Source organism: Prosthecobacter vanneervenii, assembly GCF_014203095.1.
Classification (GTDB): Bacteria; Verrucomicrobiota; Verrucomicrobiia; order Verrucomicrobiales; family Verrucomicrobiaceae; genus Prosthecobacter; species Prosthecobacter vanneervenii.
In genome coordinates this window covers 413,016-438,627 of record NZ_JACHIG010000003.1, presented here as the reverse complement: position 1 = coordinate 438,627, position 25,612 = coordinate 413,016, and the positions used below count along the sequence as shown (strand labels likewise).

The following is a 25,612-nucleotide window of genomic DNA, read 5'->3' as shown; positions in this document are numbered from 1 at the left end:
CTGCGGGCAAAAAAAGAAAAACAGCCGATGTTTGGCACACCTGTGTGCTGTGCGGCTATCAACACGCATGAGCGACTTTTTCCGCAAGGGCACTCCACGCCAGATGTGCGTGGGCCGCGGTCTTTCTGGCACGAAGGAGTCAGCTTTGAGCAACTCTGGTTCCTCCACGACACGCAAATTTAGAATGTAACCTTTTCTCCATCGGCCATGCCTGAAGACACTGACAAAAAGGATGGGCCGGCCCTCGGCTCACATCGCCAGCCACAGGCTCCTGCTCCGCAGCAGGAGGAACAGCAGCCTGCGCAGCAGGCCTGGGTGCCCGCCAAACCCTCACAACAGGCGCCCGCCCCTGAGCAGCAGCCGGCAGTGCCTGCACCCGCAGCGTGGGTGGCGGCCAAGCCAAGTCAAATGGCGGCCGGAGATCAGCAGGCTGCGGCCGCCGAGCCTGCCGTGGCCAAGCCCGAGCAAAAAGCGGCCGCAGCAGAGCCGCAGCTAGCTGGCGACAGCCAGACTTCGGCCAAACCCAAACCCAAAGCTGCCGGTGAGGATGATGAAGAGATGTCCGCCTCGGAGAAGCTGAAGGCTGGCGCGCAGGGCATTCTGTCCGGGGCTGGCGGCTCGAAAGAGGGAAAGCTGATCGGGGAAGCCGTTGGAGAAGGAATCAAAAGTCTGTTTGGTCAGGGAGGTAAAGACGGCGGGGCAAAACCCAAAGTGCAGGCTGCCGCTGAAGCGCCAGAGGCAGAAGGTCCGGTCATCGGCGGTCATCGCCAGCAGCAGGCGGCCAAGCAAGATGGCCCTGAGGCAGGCGGTTTAGATGTGGGCGGCAGCATCGGCAAAAAAATTGGCGGCATGATCGGCTCCGCCATTGGAGGCGAGAAAGGCAAAACCGTGGGCCAGATGCTCGGCAAGGTCGTCGGCGGGGCGGCTGGACAGGCCGCCAATGTGGCTGTGGATCATTCGCGCGGGATTGGCGGTGGGATTGGCAGCGCCATCGGTGGGGTGATCGGCGGCGACAAGGGGGCCGAAGTGGGCAAGGATCTGGGCAAGAACATCGGCTCTGCGGTCAAGAGTGTGCGTGACGCGCTGGCCAGCCAGGGCGTGCAACTCGGGCCCAAGCAGGCTCCAGGCAAGCAGGGGCACAGCATCAAATAAAACCAGACCATGGCAGCGCCCCAAAGAACCGATGGCAGGCGCGATCTCGACGGGGATGGCGACATTGACCTGGCCGATGATCCCGTGCGCGATCTTGATCACAACGGACGCATTGAAGGCGAAGACCGGGAGGAAATGGACGTGGATGCCGACCTCGACATTGATGCCACTGACCGTGCGCTGGCAGAAAAGAAAAGTGTGGGGGCTGCCCTGGGGATGGCCAAAGCGGGGCAGGCAGCCCAGCAGGGGAAGGCTCAGGGTATGCAGCAGGCACCGAAGGTGCGCTGATCAGCAAACTGGTGTGCAAGAGGGGGCGACGCTTACCTGTTGGCCAAGTCCACGAGTTTGTCGTTCATGTCCCTCAGGCGTTTGGAGAGGCAGGTGGTGATGCGGCTGAGCAAGCGGTAGGCCACCTTGGGGCTGGCGGAGTGCAGGGCATCCAAGCTGTCTTTTTTGATCAGCCAGACCTCGGCTTCGGAGCCCGCTCTCACGGTGGCGCTGGCCGGGCCGGGGTCAAAGATGCTGACCTCTCCGAGGGAGTCGCCGGCCTCAAGCACGGCAACGACCTGATCTTCTCCATCCACCTCCTGGAGCACATCGAGCTTTCCTTTGAGCACGAGGTAGAGGGTGTCGTTGTCGTCTCCGAGCTTGATCACGATATCATCCTTCTGGTAGGAGCGGGAGTCGCCGAAGCTGGAGAGGAGGCTGAGTTCGTTGGCGTTGAAATTGGCAAGAAGGGGGGTAAGCGAGGGCATAGGCTGTTTTAAGGTGTAGCTACGATGCTGAAGGGAAAGTGAGATGGAAATGCAATCTAGTTTCAGTCCAGACTCCATGGTTCTGGCCGCCACCCAGTGAAGGTGCAGAGCTCCGGCTCAAAGCGTTTGGCTGGCTAAACGCGGAGTCTGAAAGACGAAGGGATATGGAGGTCGTGTTCATCTCCACCAGTCTGGAATCTTGCCGGCACCATCCATGGCGGGGATGCGCAGCTTGATCTTCTTTTTGCTGGGGTGGACGATCCAGGCGGTGGCATCCGGCATCTTCATGAGTTCTCCGGGCTGCACTTCGTAGTCCCACTCCTTGTTGACGGTCTTGCTGGAGTCTTTGCCGAGGAATCCGGAGGATTTGGACACTTTTTTCTTCTCCACTTTGGCGATGAATTCCGCCACGGCCTGAGCCCCCTCGGGGTCTGGCTGACGGAAGGCAATGCGGGAGCGGCAGTTGAGGGTGAGCACCTGAGCCGTCTCTTTGCCAAGGACGGGGAACAGGGAGGCATCACTCTGCATGCCGAGGATGAGGCAGCAGTTGGCGGCACGGAGGCGGTCGATCACGTTGTGGTCGGAGATGCCGTCTTCGCTGGCGGTGGCGAGGGCCTGAAACTCGTCCATGAGCGCGATGAGGAGGTTCTCCGTCTTGCGCTCCTTTTTCGGTTTGTCGAAACGCATCATGGCGTGGGTGTAGAAGAGCAGCTTGAGGTAGGTGTTGATATAGCGGCGCTCGGTCTGGAAGGTCTGCGGCATGGCGGTGCAGAAGACACGGCCTTTGTCCACGTCCTGGATGTCGATGGTGTTGGGCAGGTCGGAGCAGAAGACCTCGGCGATGTCCGGGTGGGTGAAGAAGCCGAGCATGACCTTCAGCGTGCCCACGAGGCCTTCCTTCTGCTCTGCCGCCTGGGCGCTGAGGAAGGTCTGGTCGAAGTACTTGGCCAGCTTGATGCGCTCCGGCGTGCTTTCGGCGTCGAGCAGTTCATTGAAGAGCTCCTCCATGTTGGATTTGTCCGTGAGGAACTCATAGGCGCGCAGAACGTTGACGGGCTTTCCCAGGCTTTCCAGCAGCTCAAAGGCGCTGGTGAGCGCCTGCTGCGCGGCGGGTTTGAAGAAGGAGGACTGCTCCCCCTCCGTGAGCGAGGCTCCGGTGTCCACCAGGTTCTTGGCGTGAGTGGTGTAGGGCAGGCGGCGGTCAGAGACGAGGTTGTAGCGTTCTTTTGGCTGCCATGTGCGGTCGAGGCGGTCCGGGCGGACTGCCAGAACGCAGACGGCCTCCGGGCGTCCGTGGCCGGTGAAGTGCTCCAGGGCAAAGAAGTGCTCGTCACCCTTGGCGCCGAGGATGAGGCCGCCCCAATTTGGGCGGGAGACGGAGATCTGATGGAGGAGGGGATTGAAGCCTGAGGTGGTCTTGCCCACGCCTGTGTCTCCGGTGATAAGCCAGTGGCGGGTGAATTCCCCGGGCAGCCATTTGAGGTTTTTGTACTGAACGATGTAGTCCTTTTTGGAAAAATCGGGCTGCCATTTTAGCAGCACCATGGCTCCGAGCACGCAGAGAAAAGCCACTCCGCCTGTCACTTCATTGATGCTTTCATACTGAAACACATACCAGATGCCAAAGGTGGCGATGCCGACGGCGACGAGGAATTTGATGAATGAAAACATGCTGGGATAGGCGCTGCGGGTCTTACTAGCCGGAGCGGCACGTGGTGTGACTGCGTTTTACGGTGTGTCACAGTTTGCAACAGGTCGGGCTAAATTTCATTGCATGCCAGAAAAACAACGATTCGAACCACAGGACACTCTCTCGGGGCAGGATTTCTCTTTCCGCCAAAACAAGGAAATGTCCTCCGCCCAAGCCAATGAGACTTTCGTGGTGGACGCGCGCTTCAACCGGGCCCTGGGGGAGAACGGAGAAACGCTGGGATTTGCCAAGAAGAAGTTCGACAACGATCCGGTTGTGCAGCAGCAGCGAGAGGATCTTGCCATTTCTGAAGCCGAAAAACTGGGCGAGCTTCAGAGCAAGCCCGAGGTCCAAAAGTGGGTCGTAGACAAGGCGGTTCTGGATAATCCGCAGGTCGCGCTCAACAATCTTGACGACAGCCTTAGTAAGGCTCGCAAAAGTTTGGAGCGGGCCAGGAATGAAGAAACACCGGATCAAGATGCTGTCAAAGCTCTTGAGAAGGAAGTCGCTGTCTTGGAAAAGCAGCGGGCTGGGGTGATGAACGTCATGAATAATCCGGAACTGGAGCGGATGCGCCTGCTGGAAGTTCAAAAGCGAAATCCAAGCATAACACAATATGTTAAGCAGTTTGAAGCCAACAAGGCCGCCACTGCCTTGATGCGATCCAACCAAGGCATTGGCGCCTCCAGCGGCAATCTTTATGCCGACAAAGCCATGCTGGATGACTCCAGCCTAGGCGGGGACAGGCATTTGCTGGCACGCGCGGTGGCCTCGCATGAGGTGGACAAACTGATCGGCCTGAATGTCTGTGCGCAGGAAAAATTTGGTCAGGATGAGCAGGGCAACCTGATCGGCGTCAGCGTGCAGTGCGACGGTGCCGGGGTTCGAAGCCAGCATGGCCAGAATGAATGGGGCCAGACCACCACCGCATTTCTGGACATCGACTACTCAGCCCCAAATGTACAAAAAGGGCTGTACGATCTGGAGGCTCTGGATTACATCACCGGGCAGATAGACCGACATCAAGGGAACATTTTTGTAGATCCGGACACTGGAAAAGTCACTGGCATCGACAACGACCTGGCTTTCCCGGAAGTAGAACGGGAGCAGATGATCGCCAAAGGCGAGGCTCTGGCAAAAAAAGCGGTGCTTGGAATGCCCAAGATGATGCATCAGGACACGGCGGCGAAAATAGCCGCCATGGATCCTGAGGAACTGCGCAGAACTCTGGAGTCTGTGCAGTCACCCGATGGCAGCCAGAAACTTTCCAAAGCAGAAATCGACGGAGCAGTGGGGCGGCTGCAAAATTTGCAGAGAGGACTTGCTGCGAATCCTTCACCCATCAAGGTCGTGGCTCAGTTCGATGAAACCACCTACAGGGAATCCATCGAGGCACAAGAGCGCGAGGCACTGGAATCGGGCCTTGGCACGGACGCCAACAACACCAGCTACATCGGCAGCATTGAGAACGAGCGCAAGTACACCCAGCAAAAAATCGATGCCGGGGATGATCTGTTTACCAAGCGGACAGAGGAGTCTGTAGGCAAAGCCAAAATCAATCCTGAGTACGCTGCATTCAAACAGCAGATGAACCCGGGGCAGCAGGCTGACTATCGTGCGATGCAGCAACAAGTGGAGAAACTGGAAGGCGATCTGGCAGAAGTCCGCAGAGAGATGGCCAAAATGCAAAACCCCACAGCCAGGGACAAGCTTGCAGCGCTCAGGCATGGAGGTGTGGACCGGGTGCGGCAGCAGCTTCTGGCCAAAGAGACAGCCATTGCCAAAGAACTGAACAGCCGGATGAATGGCATGAAACTGATGGCAGCTCCTCATGTGGAGGCTTTGCAGCAGTCGCAGGCCAAGGCCCAGGCGGAAAGACAGGCTCAAAAACAGGCGGTCGCGCAAAGCAGGGTGGTGTCTCCGGCTCCTCAGAACGCCGGATCACAAAATCTAGCGGCTTCTCAAAAAGCGCCCGAACCTGCCAAACTGGCACCTCTGCCGAAAGCTGCCGAAGATGAGCAGGATGTCTCTGATTTGGACCTGGATGATGATGACCCCAAAGTCGAAGTGGAGCCCAAAAAAGAGGACCTACAGAAAAAACCGAGTGTGGGCGACATTCTTAAAAAAAGCCACAGCACTCCCAATCTTGGCGGATTGCAGCAAGGGGTGGAGGCAGAGGAGCACAAACCAGCGGCCAACAGTCTCCGCGCCAGCGGTGGCTGGCAGTCCGCCAAGCCCTCGGGACCGAAGCCGGGTGGGAACTCGCTTTCCAGTTCCCGCCACTGATGAGGAAGGATGCGCCGAATGCATGCTGCGACATGCGTGTACCGATGCAAGCAACTCAGAGGCGGCTAGATTTCTGCCGCTGTTTTTGTTTCCCTTGGGTCATTTTCTTCAGCCTCCTGTGATGTCATATGAAAGGAGATAAACGGGTATTTCGGTGGATGAAAACCACAACCGAGCCCAGCGCGCCCCAGCACGCAAGAAGCTCCCCATGCTTGCCATCATGACCACACTCCTCGGAGCGGGCTGCGTATTTTCGCCTAACTTATGGCTGTGTTTATGCTGATTATCGCCGCCGATGGTGAATCAGGCTCCGACCTCTCCTACTAAAAACAGCCATTGTGCCCAAGAACTTGATTGCCCACGTGTCAAGATTGTGGCGAGGGGCTTTCGTTGGGCACGATGGGAAGCTCTGGTGCTGCTGTCCGGGCAACTCTTCTCAGCTCCAGTCCCGCTGCAAGCCTCGGGCGGCCGCCGGGCAATTCAAAAAAGTTAAATGACACTCCTGCCCACAGCACTACAATAGCGCCTCGCTCATCCCTCGTCATGGACATTCCTCCCTCCAGCACCCAGGCTACAGGCGCGGCCGAAGATTTTGATCAAACGATCAAGGTGCGCACTCCGTCCTCGGGTGCGGTTTATTTCAACCGCTACCGTCTGAAGCGCGTCCTGGGCCGCGGTGGCATGGGTGTGGTGTGGCTGGCGGATGACCTGAAGCTGGAGCGCCCGGTGGCGCTGAAGTTTCTGCCAAGCCTGATCGGACTGGACCCTGCGGCGGTGAAGGAGCTCAAAACAGAGACGCGTCAGGGGCTGGAGCTTTCCCACCCCAACATCGTGCGCATCTACGACTTTGTGGATGATGAGGACGAAGCCGCCATTTCGATGGAGTTTGTGGACGGGAAGACGCTTTCTGAACTGCGTGCCACCACGGAGCATGGCGTCTTTACCACGCAGCAGGTGGCCAAGTGGCTGCCGGGAGTGTGTGAGGCACTCGATTATGCGCACTTTCAACGCAAGGTGGTGCACCGTGATCTGAAGCCCTCGAACATCATGGCGATGAACCATGATGACACGGCGAAGATTGCGGACTTTGGCATTGCCCGCAGCATTTCAGACACGATGCAGCGGCTCTCGTTTTCGCAGCTTGGGGTGAGCGGCACGCTGCCGTACATGAGCCCGCAGCAGGCGATGGGTGAACGACCTGCGCCCACGGATGACGTTTACTCGCTGGGGGCCACGATCTACGAACTGCTTTCTGGCAAGCCGCCCTTTTACCGCGGGGACATCCCCTCCCAGCTGACCTCGAAGATCCCCAGCAGCATGCTGGAAAGGCGGGAAGAGCTGGAGATCAAGGCCTCTGACACGATTCCGAAAGAATGGGAGGAAGTGATTGCAGCGTGCCTGCAGAAGGATCCGTCGATGCGTCCACCCAGCGCGGGCAAGCTGCTGGAGCTGCTGGGGCTGAAGTCGATCACGAGCCTCAATACGCAGACCTTTATCTCCCCGACGATGAAGTCGCCGGGCAAGTCTCAAGGACATGAGCAGGGGGCTCCGAAAAGCCACGTCATGGTCTATGCGGCTGCAGCTGTCGCCGTGGTGGCGGCAGGAGCGGCGATTTACTTTAGCGTGAGCAAGCCGCCGCCGCCGCATGGAGCTGCCACGCCGGGTGTCGCGCATGCTCCTGCGAACCCTACTGCGGCTCCTGCAGAAAATGCTCCGCCTCAGACTGTCCCCGCCAAAACCTCTCCCGTGCAGGCTACTCCTGCCACTGTGGCGGTGACGCCACCTGCGCCTGCGGCGCCCACAGCTGCAAGCCCCGCTCCGGCTCCGGCTGCAGCTGCCCCGGCCGTGCCTGCCGCCAGTGCGCCTGCTGCGCCAGTGGCTGTTGCTCCGATGGCACCTGCTGCCACTGCACCTGTCGCTCCAGGGATGCCTGCCGCTGTGGCAGTTGCGCCAGTGGTGGCCGCTGTGACTCCCGCGCAGGCAGCCTATCCTGCTGGTGCTATGGCTGTTCCCGTGCAAGGGGTGCCTGCCGGCACGCCTGGTATGCTGCCGCCGGCCCCGGGGGCTCCTGCACAGGCTGTCGTGCAGACCGTGCCTGGGGCTGTGCCTGTCACGATGGTTCCAGGTGCTCCTGGAGCTGTAGCGGCCGTGCCCGATGCGACGATGACTCACCCAGCTTTGGCGAAGTATCCGCCAGCTGCGCTGGTGCAGCCACGCTTGTCCGAGCCTCCGCAGGGCTTCTGGTCCATCGAACATCTCTTCCCCACACCGCCGCAGTCCACTTATTCTGAGAGCGGACGGCGACACCTGCTTTACGAGGTGCAGCGCCTGCTGAAAGAAAAGTCCCTGTACAACTCCACGCAGGATGGCAAGGAAGGCAAGGGCACCCATAATGCGATCATGCTCTTTCAGGCTAAAAGCGGGCTGATTCCCAACGGGTTGCTTGACGGGCCGACCCTGATTGCGCTTTCGATGATGGACAAGGCTGACGATGAGGAATGGCGTCCGCCGCCTCCCCCATCTTCCGGCGAATCAGGATCGGGTTTCCGCAGAAGATCAGTGCCGAAGGAAGATCCCAACTTTCTTCAGAGAGCTGGCAAATCGATCGGACGCTTCTTCAATCAAGACGACTGAGCGCCTGCGTTCAGGGCAGGGCTGACGTGGAGCGCCTGCGTGCATCCCACTCCTGCAGCCTGCGGCGCCACTCTTCCAATCTCTGTGAATCTGCGACTGATGAATTTGCATCAGCGGCCAGCTCCCAGAACTTGATGAAACTGGTGAAGATGAGTCTCTCTTTTTCAGGGGATCGCGCGCTGGAGGGGGCTTCGAACCAGCCAGCAGCTGCAGTTTCATACTCGGCCAGTGCTCCGGCGAAGTCGCTGCGTGCAGTGAGCAGATCGCCGAGCCGGCGGTGAATTTCCATGACACGCCAGCGCTCCGCCTTGGTGCCGTGGATCTCGACACTGCCCTGCCTGAGAGCCTGCTCGGATTCGCGGAATCTACGTTTCACGCGCAGAGATTCGCTAAGGGCTATCCAGGCATCTGCGAGGCGTGACTCATGCCCAGCGGACTGTGCCATCTGAACCGCCCGACGGGCAGCCTCCTCGCCGCCCGGGCATCCGGGCTGGGTGGATGCAAGCGTGGCGTGGTAGAGCAGGGCGCTGAGAAGTTTGGCATGCTTGTCCTCCGCCTTTGCCTCACGGACGTGGATGCGCTCCTCGGATGCCACCAGGGCCAGCGCGTAGTCTTCGGGACGGCCGGTGAGATCCGCCATCATGGCAAGCATGTGGACGCGCTGATCGATAAAGCCTGAATCCGCCGGCAGAATGGAGATGGCTCTTTGCAGGACAGCCACCGCCTCCGGCATGTGGCCGCCGAGTTTCAGGATCTCAGCCTGATCTCGCAGCCATAGGGCTGTTTCCTCCGGTTGAGAGCTTTGCCAGCGGGACATCACATCCGAGATCATCTCCACTGCTTCTTGATGGCGGCCGCTGCGTGAAAGCGCACGTGCGAGCGCCTTGCGGACCAGAGGCAGCTGCTCCAGTGCCTCCTTGCTGCCGCTGGCTGCGGCTTTTTCATATCCTGCCAGAGACTGCTGCAGTGCGAGTGCTGCTTTGCGCGGCTCGCTCTGGGCGGTGTAGCTCCAGCCGACGGTGTAGAGGGCATGAAGGGTCGAGAGCGAGAACTCGCCGTCGGTTTGTTTGAGCAGCTCCCATCTACGCACCAGCCAGGGCTGAGCCCGTGTGGGCTCCTCCAGTGCCACATAGAGCTGCGCCAGCTGCTCCGCCAGCCGGGCCTCGGCACGTGGCTGACTGGCAAAACGAGACATGCCTGCGGCGTAGTCGTCCGCAAGCTTGCGCAGGAGCTGTGTGTGCAGGCCTGCGCTGGCATGGCGGCGTGCGTTGGCGAGCAGATCCTCCAGATGTGTGCTGATCTGCTGGGCCAGATCTGCCTGAATGTGCGCCTCCTGGCGCTGTACTTTCTCCAGGCCAAGGGCCCACCATGTGGCTGCCAAACCGCCAGCCAGAGAAAGGATGACCGCCGCAGCCGTGCCAACGGCGACGCGGTGGCGCGAGAGCCATTTTTTCATCTGGTAGGCTGCACCGGGCGGCCCAGCTGACACAGCCTCTCTGCGAAGATGATGAAGGACATCTTCAGCCAGATTTAGCACGGTGGGATAGCGCTTCTCCCGATCCTTTTGCAGTGCACGCAACGTTATCCAGTCGAGCTCTCCGCGCAGCTCACGTGAGAGCGCCCTGGCCCTGCTGCCGGAGATGCGAAGGACGCGCTGGCTGGGCGGCTCGGGGTCGGCATGACGCACCTGCTCCAGGAGCTGCGCGAGCGGGGGCTCTGCACCAGCTGCTGCGGGAATGGGGGTGGTTTCTGTGAGAAGTTCATACAGCAGCACGCCCAGCGCATGCACGTCGGTGCGGATGTCCACATCCTGCCTGCTCAGCTCGGCCTGCTCCGGGCTCATGTAGCGGGGAGTGCCGAGCACCATGCCGCAGAGCGTGGCGTCTTGCCCGACGGCAAGATCTCCTGCGAGCGCCTTGGCGATGCCAAAGTCGATGACTTTTACCAGTGGTCTGCCATCCACTTCCACGACCATGACGTTTGATGGTTTGAGGTCCCGATGAAGGATGCCGCGCTGATGGGCATGCTGCACGGCCATGCAGGCCTGTACAAAAATCTCCAGCCGCTGCTGCACTGGGGCTTCGTGTTCTTTGCACCAGGTGGTGATGGCGGAGCCGGCCACCAGCTCCATGACAAAATACGTGCGCCCATCTGGCAGCTCCCCTGCGTCAAAAACGGCGGCGATGTGCGGGTGCTCCATGCGGCCCAGCACCTGGTGCTCGCGCTGGAAACGTGCGGCCACTGGCTGTGCCAGCAGGCCAGGTCGTACGATTTTCAGCGCCACCTCGCGCCTGACGGGTTCCGTCTGCTCCGCGCGCCAGACCTGTGCGGCTCCTCCTTCGCCCAAGACAGCTCGCAGGATATAACGCCCGCTGATGACCTGCCCGGCCTGCTCGGGGCTTTGCGTCAACTCAGGCTGAGTCGCATCCTGCAATGCCAGATCAAACAACCCGGCGGAAGGGCTGTGATCGGAAGGTGGCTGGCCGTGTGAGGTCATGGGTGGCGGTGGACGGCGTGACGACTGCTGGAGCAGACGCCAGAGAACAACATGCACCAATACGAAATCAGCATGGTGTGTCTTATTTTCTCCCTGGGCTGCGGTGCTGAAGTGACTGCTCCAGCAGGCTGGGTGCCTGGGTTTCTTCGGAGTTTAAGAAGGTGCCGTTGCTCTGCCGCTGCACATCGTCCGCAGTCCACATGATCTTGTCAGGGCCGGCGCTGCGGATCTCCACACGATCATGCGAGGCTGCGTGGAAGTAGAGCGGCGTGCCCCATCGGTCGATGATCTGGCCCTGGGCATTGAAGATGGGGCTGGTCTCCGGCACGAAGCGAAGCTGGGTGCGGTTGCGTCCGCGCAGTGCGGCGGCGATTTCCTCATTCGCGCCCAAAGGCAGCGGGTCATTGCCTTTCACGAGAAGGGCAAAGTTTCCAAGCACATGAGACATGAGGGTGAGATCCTGCTGCACGGTGGTGCCAGCGGTGGCGTAGCCTTGAAGGATGGCTTCTCCTGGCGGAGGTTTTTCTGTCGGTGGTTTCTGGCTCGCCACCTGGATGGCGGGGGTATTCCGGTTGCTTTTGTGAACTGGTGGCCCCGATGTCTCTCGCGACAAAAACCAGCCCGCGACGATGAGGCACACAAGGAGTGCCTTGATCCAGCGGTTGTGGATCTTCAAGCGATGATCGGCTAACTCCATGTTCCGGGCTGTAAAAATCCGATGGGCAGCGTGCTGGAGTTCGGGCTGTAAAAGTTGCCGATGTTGGGCAGCACGTAGCTGAGGTCCGACGAGCTGACACCGAACCAGCGCAGCAGCTCGCCAAAGAACTGGTCCACGCTGGTGGTGGGCATCATGCGCCCGCCGTAGCCGACGTCGTCATTGCTGTCGAGCGTCACATCCGGGAAGGTGCCGTAGATTTTGCCACCCTGCACCGGGCCGCCCATGACGAAGTGATTGCCACCCCAGGCGTGGTCGGTGCCGCGTCCATTGCTGCGCAGTGTGCGGCCAAAATCCGAGGCGGTGAAAGTGATCACGTCATTCTGCATTCCCAGCGCCTCCAGTGCTTTTTGGAAGGCAGTGAGGCCACCATCGAGCACGCTGAGCATGCCTGCTTCGGTGTTAAGCAGCTCGCCATGATGATCCCAGCCGCCGAAGCTGAGGAAGATCGTCTGACGCCGCAGGCCGAGCGACTGGCGGATGGCGATGGTCTTGGCCACTGCGAGCATCTGGCCACCGAAATAGGTGCCGGGAAAAAGTGACGAGACGGCCGAGTCATCGTAGGCGTGGAAGATGGTCTGAAAATTCTGCTGCAGGTCCATGCTCGTCTTGGTCATCTGCGAGTAGGACTCCTGCATGAGGTTGCTGTAATGCTGCGCGAGCAGGCTGCGGTGCCCGCTGTTTTTCCATGCGCCTGGATTGGCGGGGTTGGTATCCGTGGGGTCGGTGAGGGCGAGCGCCCCGGAGTCGGTGATGACAAACTGCTGAGTGCTGTTTCCCACCTGGATGAGGTTGTTGCCACTGAGCGAAATGTTCATCGAGGTCTGCCCGCTGTTGACCGTGCTATTCAGCACATCTGCCGCTCGGCCAAACCAGCCGCTGGCCTGCGCCATTCCCTGCGGAACGGAGGTCTGCCATTGGTCGATCTGGTCGGCATGGGAGAAAAGTGCGCGTGGCAGTGTGGCGGTGCCGGCGGCGTACTGTGCCTTGGTGGTTGGCTGGATCAGAGTGCCGATGTTGGAGATCATGGCCATCCGGCGCTTGGAGGTGTCGCCGTTGAGGCCATTGAAAAGCCCCTGAAGCCCGCTGCAGCTCGGATGCAGGCCGTAAAGATTGCCGTCACTGGCGGGAATCTGATTCAGTGTTTTCAGCGCTGCTTTATCGAGAGCGAGGTTGCCGCGTGAGACGGCGTAGTTTCCGTAGCGGGTGTCATCCCGTGGGACGAGGACATTGAAGGAATCCATGCCGCCATTGAGGAAGATGCACACGAGAGTCTTGCGGTCCGTGGGTGCGCTCTGCGCGGCGGCGCTGGTGGCCAGGCGCAGATTCAGCATCATGTTCACCATCGAGATGGAGCTGACGGCGGCACAGCTGGCCTCTCCGAGGAAGCGGCGGCGGGTTTGTTTCATGGAGGTGCTGGCGGGAGATTGTTTCATCACTTGAGGACGGCTCCTTCGGGTGACACCACGGTGAGATAGACGGCGACCTTGGCACGGGCGGTGGCCTGCTCCGCAGGGATCTGGTTGATCGCGTTGAGGATGATCGAGCGTGTGGCGGTACCCATGCGCCCGCCGCAGAAGAGCGTGTTCAGTTCATCCACCAGCAGCTCGGGCGTGCCGGAGAGAGCGGCAGCCCAGGTGTAATCCAGCGGGAAGTGATAGACGCCCCAGACGTGGAAGCCGTTGTCGATGATGTCCCACAGCTTGTTCGGCATGGCGATGGACGAATAGCTGTCCGTGATCTGGAAGACGGGGCCCGCGAGGTTGTTTTGTGTGAGCAGTCCGGCGGCGCGGTACTCGGGGCGGTAGAAGTTGAACACGCTGGGGGAGTTGGTCGGCTCCTGGCGCGAGCTGTCATAAAAGTCGCCCCAGTCCCACCAGACAAAGTTTGGCACCTTGCGAATGCCAAAGGCACGGGCGAGCGCCATCGTGCGGACGACGGGCTCCTTGAGCTTGCCGTGAGACGTCACGTTTTCCTGATAACGCGGATCACGCGCTTCATCGTCCAGCAGGATGGCGCGAACCACGGCGGCCAGATCACCACGTACGCCGCTGCCGTTGTTGGCAAACACGGCTGATATGCGCTGCACGTAGGCGGGGGAGGGATTGTCCGTGACGAGAAACTGGATGAGCTGCTTGGAGATGAAGGGCGGGCAGTTGGGGTGGTTGAAGAGGTTGCGAATGGCCTCCGCCACGTCGCGCATGGCGTCTTCATTCGTGACCGGCCGCTGCGGCACCACCAGACCGCGAACGAGCGTCTTGGGGGCGAAGTCGTGATACTCCGCATGCATGGTCATCGGCGTGCTGTAGTCGGGGTCTGTCCAGCCGCCATTGCCCCACTCGCGTCCGCCAAACCACAGGCCTGTCATGACGCGTGCCGTCTGGGTGATGTCCGTGTTGGTGTAGGTGGGAATGTTCTGCCCGTTTGTGTCCACCTTGCGGGAGCCGTCTGAATTCAACTCCCACAGGCCGATGCTGAAGAGCTGCATGACCTCGCGCGCGTAGTTTTCATCCGGGTACTGGTTGATCTCAGGCTTGGCCTTCTGATTGCCCACATGACTGAGGTAGCGGCCCATGCAGGGGTGAAGCGTGACGTTCCAGAGCACGTCGTAGTAGTTGCCAAAGGCGTTCTTCACAAAGATGTCGTAGAAGCTGGCCATGCCGAGCGGCTTGTCGGTCAGATTGGCGTCATGGCGTGAGGCCACCAGGATCTGGCTCAGTGCATAGGCCACGCGCTGGCGCAGCTGGTCGTCTCCCTGCACGGCTGCGCGGGCAAAGGCGCTCATCATGTTGTTGCCGAAGAGCAGGCGGGAGTCGTTGGTGTTGTAGAGCTTGTCCGTGTGCGGCCCCTGCACGTCATCAAAGATCTTTTTGATGTAGGTGGAGTGGAGGGTGGGGGCCTTGCCCATCTGTTCGGTGATCCACGCGGCGTAGCCCATGCTCTGCACGCGCTCGATGTCCTCGGGAATGGGACCGAAGGTGGACTGGGTGAGAAAGAAAGCCGCATTGGCTCGTGAGATGCCGCTGCCTGTAGTGCCGCCACTGTCGCTGCTGGCAAATCCTCCGCTGGCGGCACCACCCTGGTAGCGCTCCAGGTAGGCGTAGTAATCTCCGCTGATCGTCGTGATGACCGGGTTGCCGTTTACGGTTGTAGTGATGGTCACAGGAGCATGCAGGCTGCTGGCGCTGTTTGGATCTGAGTGCAGCACATTCTTCTCCAGCCAGTCGCTGACGCCGTCGCCATCGGTGTCCACGTCGTTCAGCGCGACTCGATAAAATTTCCGCGTGCTGCTGCCGAGGGCATTGGTGAAAGTCTGCCGCATCTCCGTGGCCATGGTGGAGGGCGTGCCGGAGGCGGGTGTCCAGTTTTGCAGGTCGGTGCTCTGCCAGACCTGGTGCTGCTTGCTGGCGGCCAGTCCCCAGCGCAGCGTGAAGTCGCTGCCGCTTTGCAGAAAGCCCAGCCAGGGACGGGAGGCGGGGTCCAGAGGATTGGTGCCGGCGGCGGCTTCTTGAGCATCGGTGTAGCCGTCCTTGTCGCTGTCTTTGGTGCTTCGCAGCGCGTAACTGCCGGCCCATTGCTCGTAGGCGTCGGGGATGCCATTGCCGTTGAGGTCGGTGCCGTTGATGCCGGAGGGAAGACCTGTGTAGTAAGGCGGCTTGCTCAGCGGGTTGAGGGGATCGGAGCCTGCGGCGACTTCCACGCCATCGGGGGCGGTATCTCCATCTGTATCGGCATTGTGCGGGTCGGTGCCGATGAGATATTCCTGCAGATTGGTCTGGCCATCCTGATCCGGGTCGCGGCCTGCATCTGCAGAATCGTTCTTGTTCAGGCCGTGCGCATCCTGCCAGGCATCCGGGATGCCGTCTTTGCCGACATCTTTGTAGGCTGCAAAGTCTGCGGTATCTGCGAGCGGAGTGGATCTGAAAAAGAGCTGCACGCCCGGCCGGGTATCAATGGAAAGCCGGTTTGGCACGCCTGGGTCGGAGTTGTTCTGCCAGGTGGCGGTGCCGTTGTGCGCGCTGGGTGCCAGCGTGCAGTTTGTGAAGGTGACGCTGTTCACCACCTGGCTGGTGTCTTGATTGCGGATTTCGAAGGTCAGTGTCCAGGCATTGGGATCATTGCCTGGATTGGTGCCAGATACCCGGAAGCGCAGGCGCTGAGAGATGTCCACCCGGCCATAGCCACTGAAGCCGAGTGCTGCGCGCAGGTCCTGCACATACCAGTTCCAGTCGGTGTCCCAGATGTCCCAGGTCGGATTATTGGAGAAGCTGAAAGCGCCTGCGCTGCCCGAGTAGAGGTAGCGAGCCACCCGGTTTCCGGTGCAGCGCAGTCCCACACGCAGGGAGTCTGAACCGGTGGAAACAGAGTTTGTCACTGCCATGGTGAAAAGGCTGTCTTCCCAGCTGCCCACGGCCGTCTGGCCCAGGGAGTGATCCCAGACGACCTGAACGTTGTCGAGCGTCCAGTCGAAGGTGCGCGGAGAAGTGGTGATGACCGGCATCTGAGATGTGACTGAGTCTGCCACGAGTGGATCGCTGCCTGTCTGCACCTCGACAGCATCTGAGCGTCCGTCCCCATCGGAGTCTGCCAGCAGCGGATTGGTGTGGGACTGTTTGACCTCAACGCCGTCGGTGAGCCCGTCTCCATCGGTGTCCGGCAGCAACGGGTTGGAGTGGTAGGTGTTGATCTCCTCGCCGTCGGTCAGGCCATCGCCGTCGGTGTCGGCATTTCGTGGGTCCGTGCCTGCGGTGTATTCCTGCAGATTGGTGGCGGTGTCAGAGTCGGGATCCTGGCTGGCATCGGCGGCGGAGTCGGGGCGCAGCTTGCTGCGGTACTCCCACCAGTCGGGCATGGAGTCTGCGTCTGTGTCGGCGGTGGAGTGGACGATCTGGATGGCATGCAGCCCCACCGAGTCCGTGCCGTAGCGGTAGAGTTTGACGTTGAATGACGAGGCCGAGAGATTGCGGAAGCGCAGCACATTGCCGCGCCAAGGCCGACTTTCGGAGGACAAGGCTGGCTCGGCAAACTCCGCCTGAGGTCGCGTGGATCCGGCCAGGAAATGCAGATCCGTGCCCGCGTTGTCATTCAGGCGTGCATAGCCGTGGCTGCCATCTGTGTAGGCGCCGACATAGAGGATCACATCATAGTGGGGGAAGCTGATGTTGCTGAGCGTCACGCTGACAGGCGTGTCGTCGCCCACATTGACGAAGGTATTGAAGAGGCGCTGGCTGCTGCTGCCGTCATTGCCGGTGTACCACATGCCGGTGGCCGTCCATGAGATGTTCACGCCCGTGCTGGCGCCGGAGCTGTCTGTCAGCGCGCCCAGGGCAGGGGAGGCTACATCCGTGACATCGCCATTCACTCCACCCCAGGGGAACATCAGGCGGGTCTCGTTCCACTTCATCTGCGGGGCGTAGCCGGTCACCTCCAATGGTTTGATGACATTGTCCGGCGTCTGATCGATGGCCCAATGAAAGCCGATGGCATAGGGGAAGGCTGGCGGCTTGCTGGAGGCGCTGCTGGCATCATAGCCCGTGCGGAGCTCCCAGGCATCGGGCGCGCCGTCTGCATCGGTGTCAGTGAGCAGCGGATTGGTATGGTAGAGCTTGCCTTCATCACCATCGCTTACTGCATCGCCATCGGTGTCAGCCAGCAGGGCGTTGGTGTGGTAGGTGACTGACTCTTCGCCGTCGGTGAGTCCGTCGGCGTCGGTGTCGGCATTGTTGGGATCGGTGCCGAGGGGATACTCCTGCAGGGCGGTCAGGCCGTCGTGGTCTTGGTCCTTGGCGGCGTCTGTGGCATCGCTGTCGCTCAGGCTTTGCTCCTCCTCCCAGTACTGGGGCATGCCGTCCATGTCGGTGTCCACCATGGCGGTGGGGTTGATTTCGAAACCCAGATCATCAAAAGCGATCCACGCATCCGATGAGCCGCCTGTGCGTGAAATCTCCAAGACATTGGCCCCTGCCACGGCGCTGACCTGGCTGGCATTGAAAGACAGCACCAGTCCGTCATCGTGCGTGAAGGTTTTGGTGCCGACCACCACGCCGTTCATCTTCACCGTGACCTCGTGTGTGCCGTAGCCTTTCCCGCCGACACCCTGCGCGGGAATCCACCAGCCGCCCCACACCACGTGAAACGTCAGGCGGTAGCGGGCCGTGCTGGCGGCCTGTGCCGCGCTGAGAGTGAAGTGGAACCGGTCGTTCGGATCGCTGGATGTGATGGCGCGCTCAAAATTCGTCGCGGGATTCTCGCTGGCCGAGACCAAACCGATCGGTGTCGGGTAAGTGCCGGCGAAATAGTAATCGTCGTCTTTGACGGTAGCGCTGCCCGGGGCGGCGTTGCTGTTGTAGCTCTCTGTGGCGAACTCATTGGCTGAGCCATCTTGTACGCCGAGAGTCCAGAAGGTGGAAAAGCCCGCATGGGCTGGGCTGGCCAACAGCAGACCCAACCCAAGAGCAGCCAGGGGAGTGTGAAAAAGACGTCCGAAAGCGAGAGCGGGCATTTATGCAGTTTACCACATCGACCGCCACAGCTCCAACGTGTTCGTTTTTAGTGACAAACAGAGCCTGAATCGGTGAGTGTCAGACGCGGGCAACTTTCTTCTGCGCTTTTGGATTGGTGTGGTGCTCCCGGTGGGATTCGAACCCGCAACCAAGGGATTATGAGTCCCCTGCTCTAACCGTTGAGCTACAGGAGCGTGCGCACGGAGATCTTAGAGTATGCACCGCAAGGAAGAGGCGGCAACTTCTCTTCTCAGTCCATGCTACGCGCTGCGCTCCGCCTCGATGTCGAAGAGGAAGTCGAAGTCCTCCTTCTCCAGCAGGTTGGTGAAACCACCTTCGCCGAGGACGTTGCTGACCATGAGGTTCTTCTTGTGCTGAAGGGTCATGATCTTCTCCTCGATGGTGCTCTTGGTCAGCATGCGGTAGGCCATTACAGGCTGGGTCTGGCCGATGCGGTGTGCACGGTCGATGGCCTGGTTTTCCACGGCGGGGTTCCACCACGGATCGTAGAGGATGACGTAGGAGGCGGAGGTGAGGTTCAGACCCGCGCCACCGGCCTTGAGCGAGAGCAGGAAGACGCTGGCTTTGTCATCCTCCTGGAAGGCCTTGACGATGCCTGCGCGGTCCGTGCTGGCGCCGGTGAGCCAATGGTAGGGGAGGTTCAGCTCCTCCAGCTTGGTGCGGATGATCTTCAGCATGGAGACGAACTGGCTGAAGAGCAGCACCTTATGCCCTTCGGCATGCAGCTCCTGGATGAGCTCCAGTGTGGAGGTGAGCTTGGCGCTCTCCTCATTCTCGGCGGTTTTGTCGATAAGGCCGGGGTGGCAGCAGATCTGGCGCAGGCGGGTGAGGGCCTGCAGGATGGCAAAGCGGCGGCGGTTGACCATGTCAAAGCCGGAGCTGTTGAGCACCATGTGCTGGGCGCGGGCCAGCTCCTCTTTATAGAGCTCGGCCTGGCGGCCGCTCATTTCGCTGAGGAGATTTTCCTCGCTGCGGGAAGGCAGGTCGCGGGCCACCTGGGACTTGGTGCGGCGCAGCATGAAGGGGCGCAGGCGTGCGGAGAGGCGCTCGGCGGCGCGGGAGTCCTTGCGGCGGTCAAAGTGGCGGTGGAAGTAGGCGCGTTCTCCCAGGGCTCCAGGAGTGGCAAAGGTCATGAGGCTCCAGAGGTCCAGCAGGCGGTTTTCCAGCGGCGTGCCGGTGAGCACGAGGCGGTTGTCTGCGCGGAGCTGGCGTGCGGCCTTGGCGGCTTTGGAGTCGGGGTTCTTGATCTGCTGGCCTTCATCCAGAATGGCGGCCAACCAGCGCACGGCGGCCAGAGCTCCATCAAAGCCGCGAAGCTGTGCGTAGTTCATGACCACCACGTCAATCTGTGTCATGACGAGGTTGATATCAAAGAGATCGCGCTCGTGCAGCACGAGCACGCGCAGGTCGGGGGAGCCTTTCTTGAACTCGAGCGCCCAGACGTCCAGCACGGACTTGGGGCAGACGACGAGCACGGGCAGGTGGGGGCCGTCGGCTTTTTTGCGTGAGCGGAGCCAGAGCACCCAGGTGATGGCCTGCAGGGTTTTGCCCAAGCCCATGTCGTCTGCCAGGATGCCGCCGAAGCGGTTGGAGGTGAGGTAGGTGAGGAAATGGAAGCCATCCACCTGATAGGGGCGGAGTGTGACATTGAGCCCCTCTGGAACAGGTGGGCGCAGGTCCAGCTTGGCCTCTTCCATGCGTTCGACGATCTTGCTCCAGGCCTTGGGATTGACGATCTCCGCCGCGCTTTCCTGCGCGAGCTGCCGCCAGTGCATGCGGTGGGTTTCGTCGCTGTGCTCATTGAGGTCGATGCCCAGGCGGTCGAGCATCTGCATCTGCTCCTCGCTGAGCTCTAGCTTCACGCGACGCCAGGAGCCGTCTGCGAGGCGAACGAATTCACCCTTGGCAGCGATGAGGCGGCGGATGTCGGCGGGTTTGAGATCCATGCCCTCGATGTCAAAGACGAGGCGCAGGTCCAGCCAGTCGATGCTGCTGGTCTGAGTGGCCTCCAGGCGCACACGGGCAATGAGGGGATCTGCCAGAATGGTCTTGAGGCTGTCGTCCGTCTTTAGGTGCACGTTCTCCGGCAGGACGGAGGCCCACTGGTGGAACATGTCGGGGAAATCCTTGGCCATGCGCACGCGCCAGGCGTCATTTTCCATGTCCCAGGTGCGGCGCAGCTGGTTCATCAGCTCTTCGGCGTCGCGCAGGGCGCGGCGGTCGCGGCAGACGATGGCGTCTTCGGAGTCAGTCGTTTTTTTTTCATCCACCGGCTGCCAGCCGGAAAAGCGCAGGGTCTCGCGAACGCGGCCTTCGGCATCCACAGCATCCGCCTTGAAGGTGACGAACTCGGCGCCGCTGGAGCCGGAGGTCTTGGCCAGACAGGCGGCGCTGATATTCACATGCAGGTCCTCGTGGCGTACGCGGCTTTTGATCGCGTCCGGGACGGGGATGTCGATCTCGCGCATGAAGGCGATGCCCTCAGCGGTGGCAAGCGCCTCCAGCGGCATGGTGACGGCGGTGTCGATGCGGGATTCATCATGCAGCCAGACCGGGCCGCGGAAGAGGGTGTCTGCGCTAAGGTAGAGCGTCTGCACGCCGCGCAGGATGCGCAGGGGCAGCGGGGCAGGGATGCCTTCGGCTGTTTCAAGCTGGAGGGTGAGATTCAGGCCATTGGCACTGAGACGTGTGGTCCAGCGCAGCGGCTGCTCTGCCAGAGTGAAGGGGGCCTCGTCGAGCGTGAGCATGCGCTCGTGCAGAGCGGGCTGCTGGAAGAGCGTGGCCAGCCACTGGGAATGGTGCTTGGACTCCAAGCGGAAGGAGTCGTTCCAGTTCTCATCACACTGACCCAGGCAGGAGACGAAAAGCAGCTCGGAGGTGCCGGAGGTCACGAGGCGGCCGTCGCGGTGGTCGCGGCGGAGATTGTCCAGCAGAGCAGCATCCACCGTGGTGTAGGGAGAGGGCGTCTCGCCACCCTCCAGACGCATCTGCAGACGCGCGTCATTCACGGTGATGAGAAGGCGGAAGTCGCACTGGCGCGGCGGCTGGCGGTGGGTGTGGCGGTCGTCCTGGCGGGAGTCGATGAACTCACGGATGCGCTTCTGCCAGGTGGGCACGGTGCTGGCGTGGCGCCATTCGCGCAGGGCCTCGCGGGTGCCTTCGATGTCGCACATGCAGCGGAGGAAGACCGGCACAGCGAGTCCTTTGTCTGCAAGGGCGAGGGCGATGTAGTTCCAGAAATCGCGCAGGCTTTTGGGAGTCTCAGGCCAGAGCGCCAGAGGCTCCAGGGTCTGGATGGCCCAGCGGGAATGCAGGCGCACCATGTCCTGGTCAAAGATTTTGCCGGTGAGCCGCACGCGCTCGTAGCGCTTTTCCACCTTGCTGAGGTAATTCTCCTCATCAGGGGTGAGCTGGCGGCCCAGCTTGACGGAGAGCTGATGCTCAAAGTCTTCCTCCTCCACGGGAGTCATGGGCAGGGTGCCGCGTGCCTCACGGCGCTGCACCGCCACGAGCGTGGCGCAGAGGGCGAGGTCTTCGAGCGTTTGATCATCATCCACGTCTGTTTCGCCATGCCAGCCGCGATCACCACGCAGCCAACGCACCTGAGCCGGGCGGTCGTCCAGCCGCACCTCTGCCATCATCTCATCTTCCATGAGCTCCAGCCCCCTGACGGCATCATCATCGACGAGCCGTTCCGCCTCCTGGCGGGTGCGGGCATCAAACGGACGGAGCAGAACGGGAAGATCGGTGATGAGACTGGACATGCGCAAAATGAGGCCCGCGCCGGGCAACGGCGGGGGAACCGGTACGTTAGCAGGCCGAACCCCGTTGGAAAGGGCCGCTGCGGTGTTTTTTCCGTCAGATCGCGGCTTGTGCGCCGCCGTTCATTCATCCAGAGAGATTTTATGCTTGTCCCAGTGATCACACCGGAAGGATTTCTCACCCACGAAGGTGGGGCGGAATCGACGGCGGAGCGAAAAATAGCCGCTCTCGACTCGTCTGGGGCTCTTCTGTGCCTGCTTTGCACGGATTTGCTGACCGCAGAACTGGAGCCGGCGTGGCGCTGGCTGCGGGACTATGGCCGGCAGTTTTTCACCCGGCTGTGCCAGACGAAAGATGCACTGGCTACGCTGCCCCCGGCGATGCCAGAACGGGTGGCGCACATGGCCGCTGCTCCGCCCTTTGCCGGGGCTGAATACCTTTCGCCTGAGATTCTGGAACGCTGGTGGCTGGATCTGGCGCAGCACATCGCCCGGCTGTGCGCCGAACTGGGTGTGGAGGACTGGCTGCGGCAGAGCTGCCCTGCCTGGCATGCGGTGGGGCGTGTGACCTTTCACCTCGCGGAAAACAAGACGGACACGCAGCGGCCTTTTGCCTTTCTGGCCACCTTTACCGAAAAACTGAGCGCCACCGGACAGCCGCAGCACCTGCCCCTGGCGCGTGCCCTGCAGCTCTATGCCGGGCAGAAGGACCAGGCGGCGCTGAATGCTCTGCTAGAGCCGGTGCGCACGGCGGCGGAAAAATCCAAGCTGCTGCGCGAGTGGCTGGAGACGAAGCGGCTCTTTCAGCCCATGGCGATGTCTCCGCAGGAGGCCTTTCGCGTGCTGCGGGACACGGCCGAGTTTCAAGAAAGCGGCATTGTCATGAAGCTCCCCGACTGGTGGCGCAGCGGCAAAGGGCCGCGCCCGGCAGTAGCGGTGACGATTGATGCGCCCAAGCAGGCCTCCCTCCATGTGGGTGCGCTGATGAGCTTTAAGATCAGCGCCAGCATGGATGGCGAGCCGCTGACTGATGCGGAGTGGGAGAAACTGCTGAGCGCAGACACGGGACTGGTTTCCCTGCGTGGCCGCTGGGTGGAGGTGGACGGCGCACAACTCAAGCAGGTGATGTCGCACTGGGAGCGGGTGCAGCATGCCGCAGGTGAAGGCGGCATCGGCTTTCTCGAAGGGATGCGCATGCTGGCGGGCTTTGATCCGCGACTGCAAGCCGTGGAAGAGGAGAGCACGCCAATGGTGCATGAGTGGAGCGACATCGTGGCGGGCAAGAATCTGGCAACGCTGCTCCAGCAGATGCGTGACCCTGCTGCCTCGCCACCGCCGCCGAATCTTTGTGCGACGCTGCGCCCCTATCAGCTCAAGGGTTTTTCATGGCTGCAGTTCATGACACGTCTGGGGCTGGGTGCCTGTCTGGCGGATGACATGGGACTGGGCAAAACGCTGCAGGTCATCGCGCTGCTGCTGGCGCGGCAAAAGGAAGCGAAGGCCCCGGGGCTGCTGATCGTTCCTGCCTCACTGGTGGGCAACTGGAGGGCTGAGGTGGCGAAGTTTGCACCTGACCTGAGGCTTTTCATTGCCCACCCCTCGCAGACCGCACGCGAGGAGCTGGACTATGCGGTGAAGCGGCCTGCGGAGGCTCTGCGTGGGTATGATGCGATGCTGACCACGTATCAGTTTCTGCAACGCACCGAGTCCTGGCAGCAGCACGCGTGGAGCATGGTCATTCTCGATGAGGCGCAGGCGATCAAGAATCCCGGCAGTGGCAGTGCGAAGGCGGTGAAGAATCTGCAGGCCCCGGCACGCATTGCTCTCACCGGTACGCCGGTGGAGAACCGACCGGGAGATCTGTGGAGTCTTTTTGATTTCCTGAATCCGGGACTGCTCGGCAGCTCGGCCGCTTTTGCGGATGTGGTGAAGCGCTGCGCCCAAAGCAGTGAGGGCTTCGCGCCGCTGCGGCGGCTGGTGCAGCCCTACATCCTGCGGCGCATGAAGACGGACAGAAGCATCATCAGCGACCTGCCGGACAAGATTGAAACAAAGGCCTTCTGCGGCCTCACGAAGCGGCAGGCCACGATCTATGCGAAACTGGTGGATCAACTGGCCAAGATGTTGGCGGACAAGAGCATGGAGCCGATCAAGCGGCAGGGGCTGGTGCTGGGCTTTCTGCTGAAGTTTAAGCAGATCTGCAACCACCCAAGCCACTGGAACGGCGATGGTGCCTGGAATCCTGAGGATAGCGGCAAGTTTGCGCGACTGGCGGAGATATGCGGCGAACTGGCGGAGCGCCGTGAACGGGCGCTGATTTTCACGCAGTTTCAGGAGACCTGTGATCCACTGGCGCGATTCCTGGCCAAAGTCTTTGGCCGAGAGGGGCTGATCTTGCATGGCGGGACGGCCGTGAAGAAGCGCCCGCAGCTGGTGGAAAGCTTTCAGCAGCCCGGAGGGCCTCCCTTCATGGTCATCAGTGTGAAAGCCGGCGGCACCGGGCTGACGCTCACAGCCGCCAGCCATGTGATTCACTTTGACCGCTGGTGGAATCCTGCGGTGGAAAATCAGGCGACGGACCGCGCTTTCCGCATCGGGCAGAAGAAGAATGTGATGGTGCACAAGTTTGTCTGTCAGGGGACGATCGAGGAGCGCATCGACGCATTGATCGAGAAAAAGATGAGCCTGGCCCATGACCTGATCACTGGGGAGGGGGGAGCGGAGAAACTGCTGACGGAGATGGGAGCCGAGGAACTGCTGGATTTGGTGAGGCTTGATGTGAATGCTGCTGTCGTTTAAAAGCAGGTCATGTGGTGGTCCTACCAAGATGTCGAAGAACAAAAGGCGCGGCTGCAGCGCGAGATCGAGAAGCGGAAGAAGCGCGGGGATAAGTTTCAAGTGCTGGAAGCTCCGGCTGGGCAGAAGAAACTGTGCACCACCTTCTGGGGACAGGCTTGGTGCCGGAACCTGGAGTCATATCAGGTCTATGAGTCGCGTCTGCCACGTGGGCGGAGCTATCTGAGGCAAGGGAAAGTGTTCAATCTCGAGATCGAACCAGGCAAACTTAGCGCAGTGGTGGCGGGATCAGAGCTGTATGACACGAGCGTCAGCATCCAGCCGTTGCCCAAGAAGCAGTGGAAGCAGATCGTGGAATCAAGCGCTGGGCAGGTGGGCTCCATGCTGGATCTGCTGGCGGGAAAGCTGGGCGACGACCTGATGAAGGTGTTGACCGATCCTGTGAATGGCCTGTTTCCGAAGCCGAAGGAGATTCGCTTCAACTGCTCCTGCCCTGATTATGCGGACATGTGCAAACATGTCTCCGCCGTGCTGTATGGCGTGGGCGTGTTGCTGGATACAAAGCCAGAGCTGCTTTTCACGCTGCGCGGTGTGGACCAGGCGGAGCTGCTGTCCGATGCCAGCAGTGCTGCGATTACCGATCTCTCGGCGGATGCCGGTGAACTCGCTGGAGCTGATTTGTCGGCAATCTTCGGCATTGACCTTGCGACAGAGATTCCCATCGAAGAACCAGCCCTCGTCGAAGCGAAGCCCGCCAAGAAAAAAGCCGCCAAAAAAGCAGCGAAGAAGAAAAGGAAGTAAC

13 protein-coding genes and 1 tRNA gene are annotated in these 25,612 nt (G+C 61.0%); 6 read left to right on the top strand and 8 right to left on the bottom strand.

The genetic code is table 11. The features are described from left to right. Nucleotides 1-207 precede the first annotated feature (207 nt). Both HNQ65_RS09595 and HNQ65_RS09590 read left to right on the top strand, forming a co-directional pair. A complete protein-coding gene (locus HNQ65_RS09595) occupies nucleotides 208-1,152 on the top strand; it encodes a hypothetical protein (RefSeq protein WP_184339303.1) in 945 nt (314 codons plus the stop codon). A gap of 9 nt (nucleotides 1,153-1,161) precedes the next feature. Beyond that, nucleotides 1,162-1,440, top strand: a complete 279-nt coding sequence (locus HNQ65_RS09590) for a hypothetical protein (protein ID WP_184339302.1) — start codon at nucleotides 1,162-1,164, stop codon at nucleotides 1,438-1,440. A gap of 32 nt (nucleotides 1,441-1,472) precedes the next feature. On the opposite strand, the gene HNQ65_RS09585 is transcribed toward HNQ65_RS09590, so the two are convergent. Together HNQ65_RS09585 and HNQ65_RS09580 are read right to left on the bottom strand one after the other, a co-directional pair. Next, nucleotides 1,473-1,907, bottom strand: coding sequence for a Crp/Fnr family transcriptional regulator (locus tag HNQ65_RS09585; RefSeq protein WP_184339301.1), 435 nt, complete (start codon nucleotides 1,905-1,907; stop codon nucleotides 1,473-1,475). Nucleotides 1,908-2,084: 177 nt separating this feature from the next. Continuing rightward, the gene (locus HNQ65_RS09580; protein ID WP_184339300.1) at nucleotides 2,085-3,578 is read right to left on the bottom strand and encodes a type IV secretory system conjugative DNA transfer family protein; all 1,494 of its coding nucleotides are present in this window, start codon (nucleotides 3,576-3,578) and stop codon (nucleotides 2,085-2,087) included. A 103-nt stretch (nucleotides 3,579-3,681) separates the two neighbouring features. On the opposite strand from HNQ65_RS09580, the gene HNQ65_RS09575 reads away from it, so the two are divergent. Beyond that, entirely contained in the window at nucleotides 3,682-5,883 is a 2,202-nt protein-coding gene (locus tag HNQ65_RS09575) for a hypothetical protein (protein WP_184339299.1), read from the top strand. Nucleotides 5,884-6,426: 543 nt separating this feature from the next. Further along, nucleotides 6,427-8,517, top strand: a complete 2,091-nt coding sequence (locus HNQ65_RS09570) for a serine/threonine-protein kinase (protein ID WP_184339298.1) — start codon at nucleotides 6,427-6,429, stop codon at nucleotides 8,515-8,517. Between the two features lie 10 nt (nucleotides 8,518-8,527). Here HNQ65_RS09570 and HNQ65_RS09565 read toward each other — a convergent pair whose 3' ends face one another. From HNQ65_RS09565 to HNQ65_RS09540, 6 genes are all read right to left on the bottom strand, one after another. After that, complete coding sequence (locus HNQ65_RS09565) at nucleotides 8,528-11,014, bottom strand: serine/threonine-protein kinase (RefSeq protein WP_184339297.1); 2,487 nt, start codon at nucleotides 11,012-11,014, stop codon at nucleotides 8,528-8,530. 82 nt (nucleotides 11,015-11,096) lie between these two features. Then, complete coding sequence (locus tag HNQ65_RS09560; RefSeq protein ID WP_184339296.1) at nucleotides 11,097-11,690, bottom strand: hypothetical protein; 594 nt, start codon at nucleotides 11,688-11,690, stop codon at nucleotides 11,097-11,099. Between the two features lie 11 nt (nucleotides 11,691-11,701). After that, nucleotides 11,702-13,165 carry a DUF1501 domain-containing protein gene (locus tag HNQ65_RS09555; RefSeq protein WP_221306101.1) on the bottom strand — a complete coding sequence of 488 codons (1,464 nt, stop codon included), beginning with the start codon at nucleotides 13,163-13,165 and terminating at the stop codon, nucleotides 11,702-11,704. Then, on the bottom strand, nucleotides 13,165-18,231 hold the full coding sequence (locus tag HNQ65_RS09550; RefSeq protein ID WP_184339294.1) for a DUF1800 domain-containing protein: 5,067 nt from the start codon (nucleotides 18,229-18,231) through the stop codon (nucleotides 13,165-13,167). Before HNQ65_RS09550 ends, HNQ65_RS09555 begins: the two co-directional genes overlap by 1 nt. 119 nt (nucleotides 18,232-18,350) lie before the next feature. Continuing rightward, a tRNA-Ile gene (locus HNQ65_RS09545) sits at nucleotides 18,351-18,426 on the bottom strand. Nucleotides 18,427-18,492: 66 nt separating this feature from the next. Then, the gene (locus HNQ65_RS09540; RefSeq protein ID WP_184339293.1) at nucleotides 18,493-22,017 is read right to left on the bottom strand and encodes a DEAD/DEAH box helicase; all 3,525 of its coding nucleotides are present in this window, start codon (nucleotides 22,015-22,017) and stop codon (nucleotides 18,493-18,495) included. 141 nt (nucleotides 22,018-22,158) lie between these two features. Between HNQ65_RS09540 and HNQ65_RS09535 the strand changes: the two genes are divergently transcribed. Further along, on the top strand, nucleotides 22,159-24,813 hold the full coding sequence (locus tag HNQ65_RS09535; protein ID WP_221306100.1) for a DEAD/DEAH box helicase: 2,655 nt from the start codon (nucleotides 22,159-22,161) through the stop codon (nucleotides 24,811-24,813). Between the two features lie 9 nt (nucleotides 24,814-24,822). Further along, entirely contained in the window at nucleotides 24,823-25,611 is a 789-nt protein-coding gene (locus tag HNQ65_RS09530; protein ID WP_184339292.1) for an SWIM zinc finger family protein, read from the top strand. The last annotated feature ends 1 nt before the right edge of the window (nucleotide 25,612 follow it).

Excerpts from the sequence above, each read along its gene's own strand:
- HNQ65_RS09595 (WP_184339303.1), top strand. The coding sequence starts at position 208 with ATGCCTGAAGACACTGACAAAAAGGATGGGCCGGCCCTCGGCTCACAT.
- HNQ65_RS09590 (WP_184339302.1), top strand. The coding sequence starts at position 1,162 with ATGGCAGCGCCCCAAAGAACCGATGGCAGGCGCGATCTCGACGGGGAT.
- HNQ65_RS09585 (WP_184339301.1), bottom strand. The coding sequence starts at position 1,907 with ATGCCCTCGCTTACCCCCCTTCTTGCCAATTTCAACGCCAACGAACTC.
- HNQ65_RS09580 (WP_184339300.1), bottom strand. The coding sequence starts at position 3,578 with ATGTTTTCATTCATCAAATTCCTCGTCGCCGTCGGCATCGCCACCTTT.
- HNQ65_RS09575 (WP_184339299.1), top strand. The coding sequence starts at position 3,682 with ATGCCAGAAAAACAACGATTCGAACCACAGGACACTCTCTCGGGGCAG.
- HNQ65_RS09570 (WP_184339298.1), top strand. The coding sequence starts at position 6,427 with ATGGACATTCCTCCCTCCAGCACCCAGGCTACAGGCGCGGCCGAAGAT.
- HNQ65_RS09565 (WP_184339297.1), bottom strand. The coding sequence starts at position 11,014 with ATGACCTCACACGGCCAGCCACCTTCCGATCACAGCCCTTCCGCCGGG.
- HNQ65_RS09555 (WP_221306101.1), bottom strand. The coding sequence starts at position 13,165 with ATGAAACAATCTCCCGCCAGCACCTCCATGAAACAAACCCGCCGCCGC.
- HNQ65_RS09550 (WP_184339294.1), bottom strand. The coding sequence starts at position 18,231 with ATGCCCGCTCTCGCTTTCGGACGTCTTTTTCACACTCCCCTGGCTGCT.
- HNQ65_RS09540 (WP_184339293.1), bottom strand. The coding sequence starts at position 22,017 with ATGTCCAGTCTCATCACCGATCTTCCCGTTCTGCTCCGTCCGTTTGAT.
- HNQ65_RS09535 (WP_221306100.1), top strand. The coding sequence starts at position 22,159 with ATGCTTGTCCCAGTGATCACACCGGAAGGATTTCTCACCCACGAAGGT.
- HNQ65_RS09530 (WP_184339292.1), top strand. The coding sequence starts at position 24,823 with ATGTGGTGGTCCTACCAAGATGTCGAAGAACAAAAGGCGCGGCTGCAG.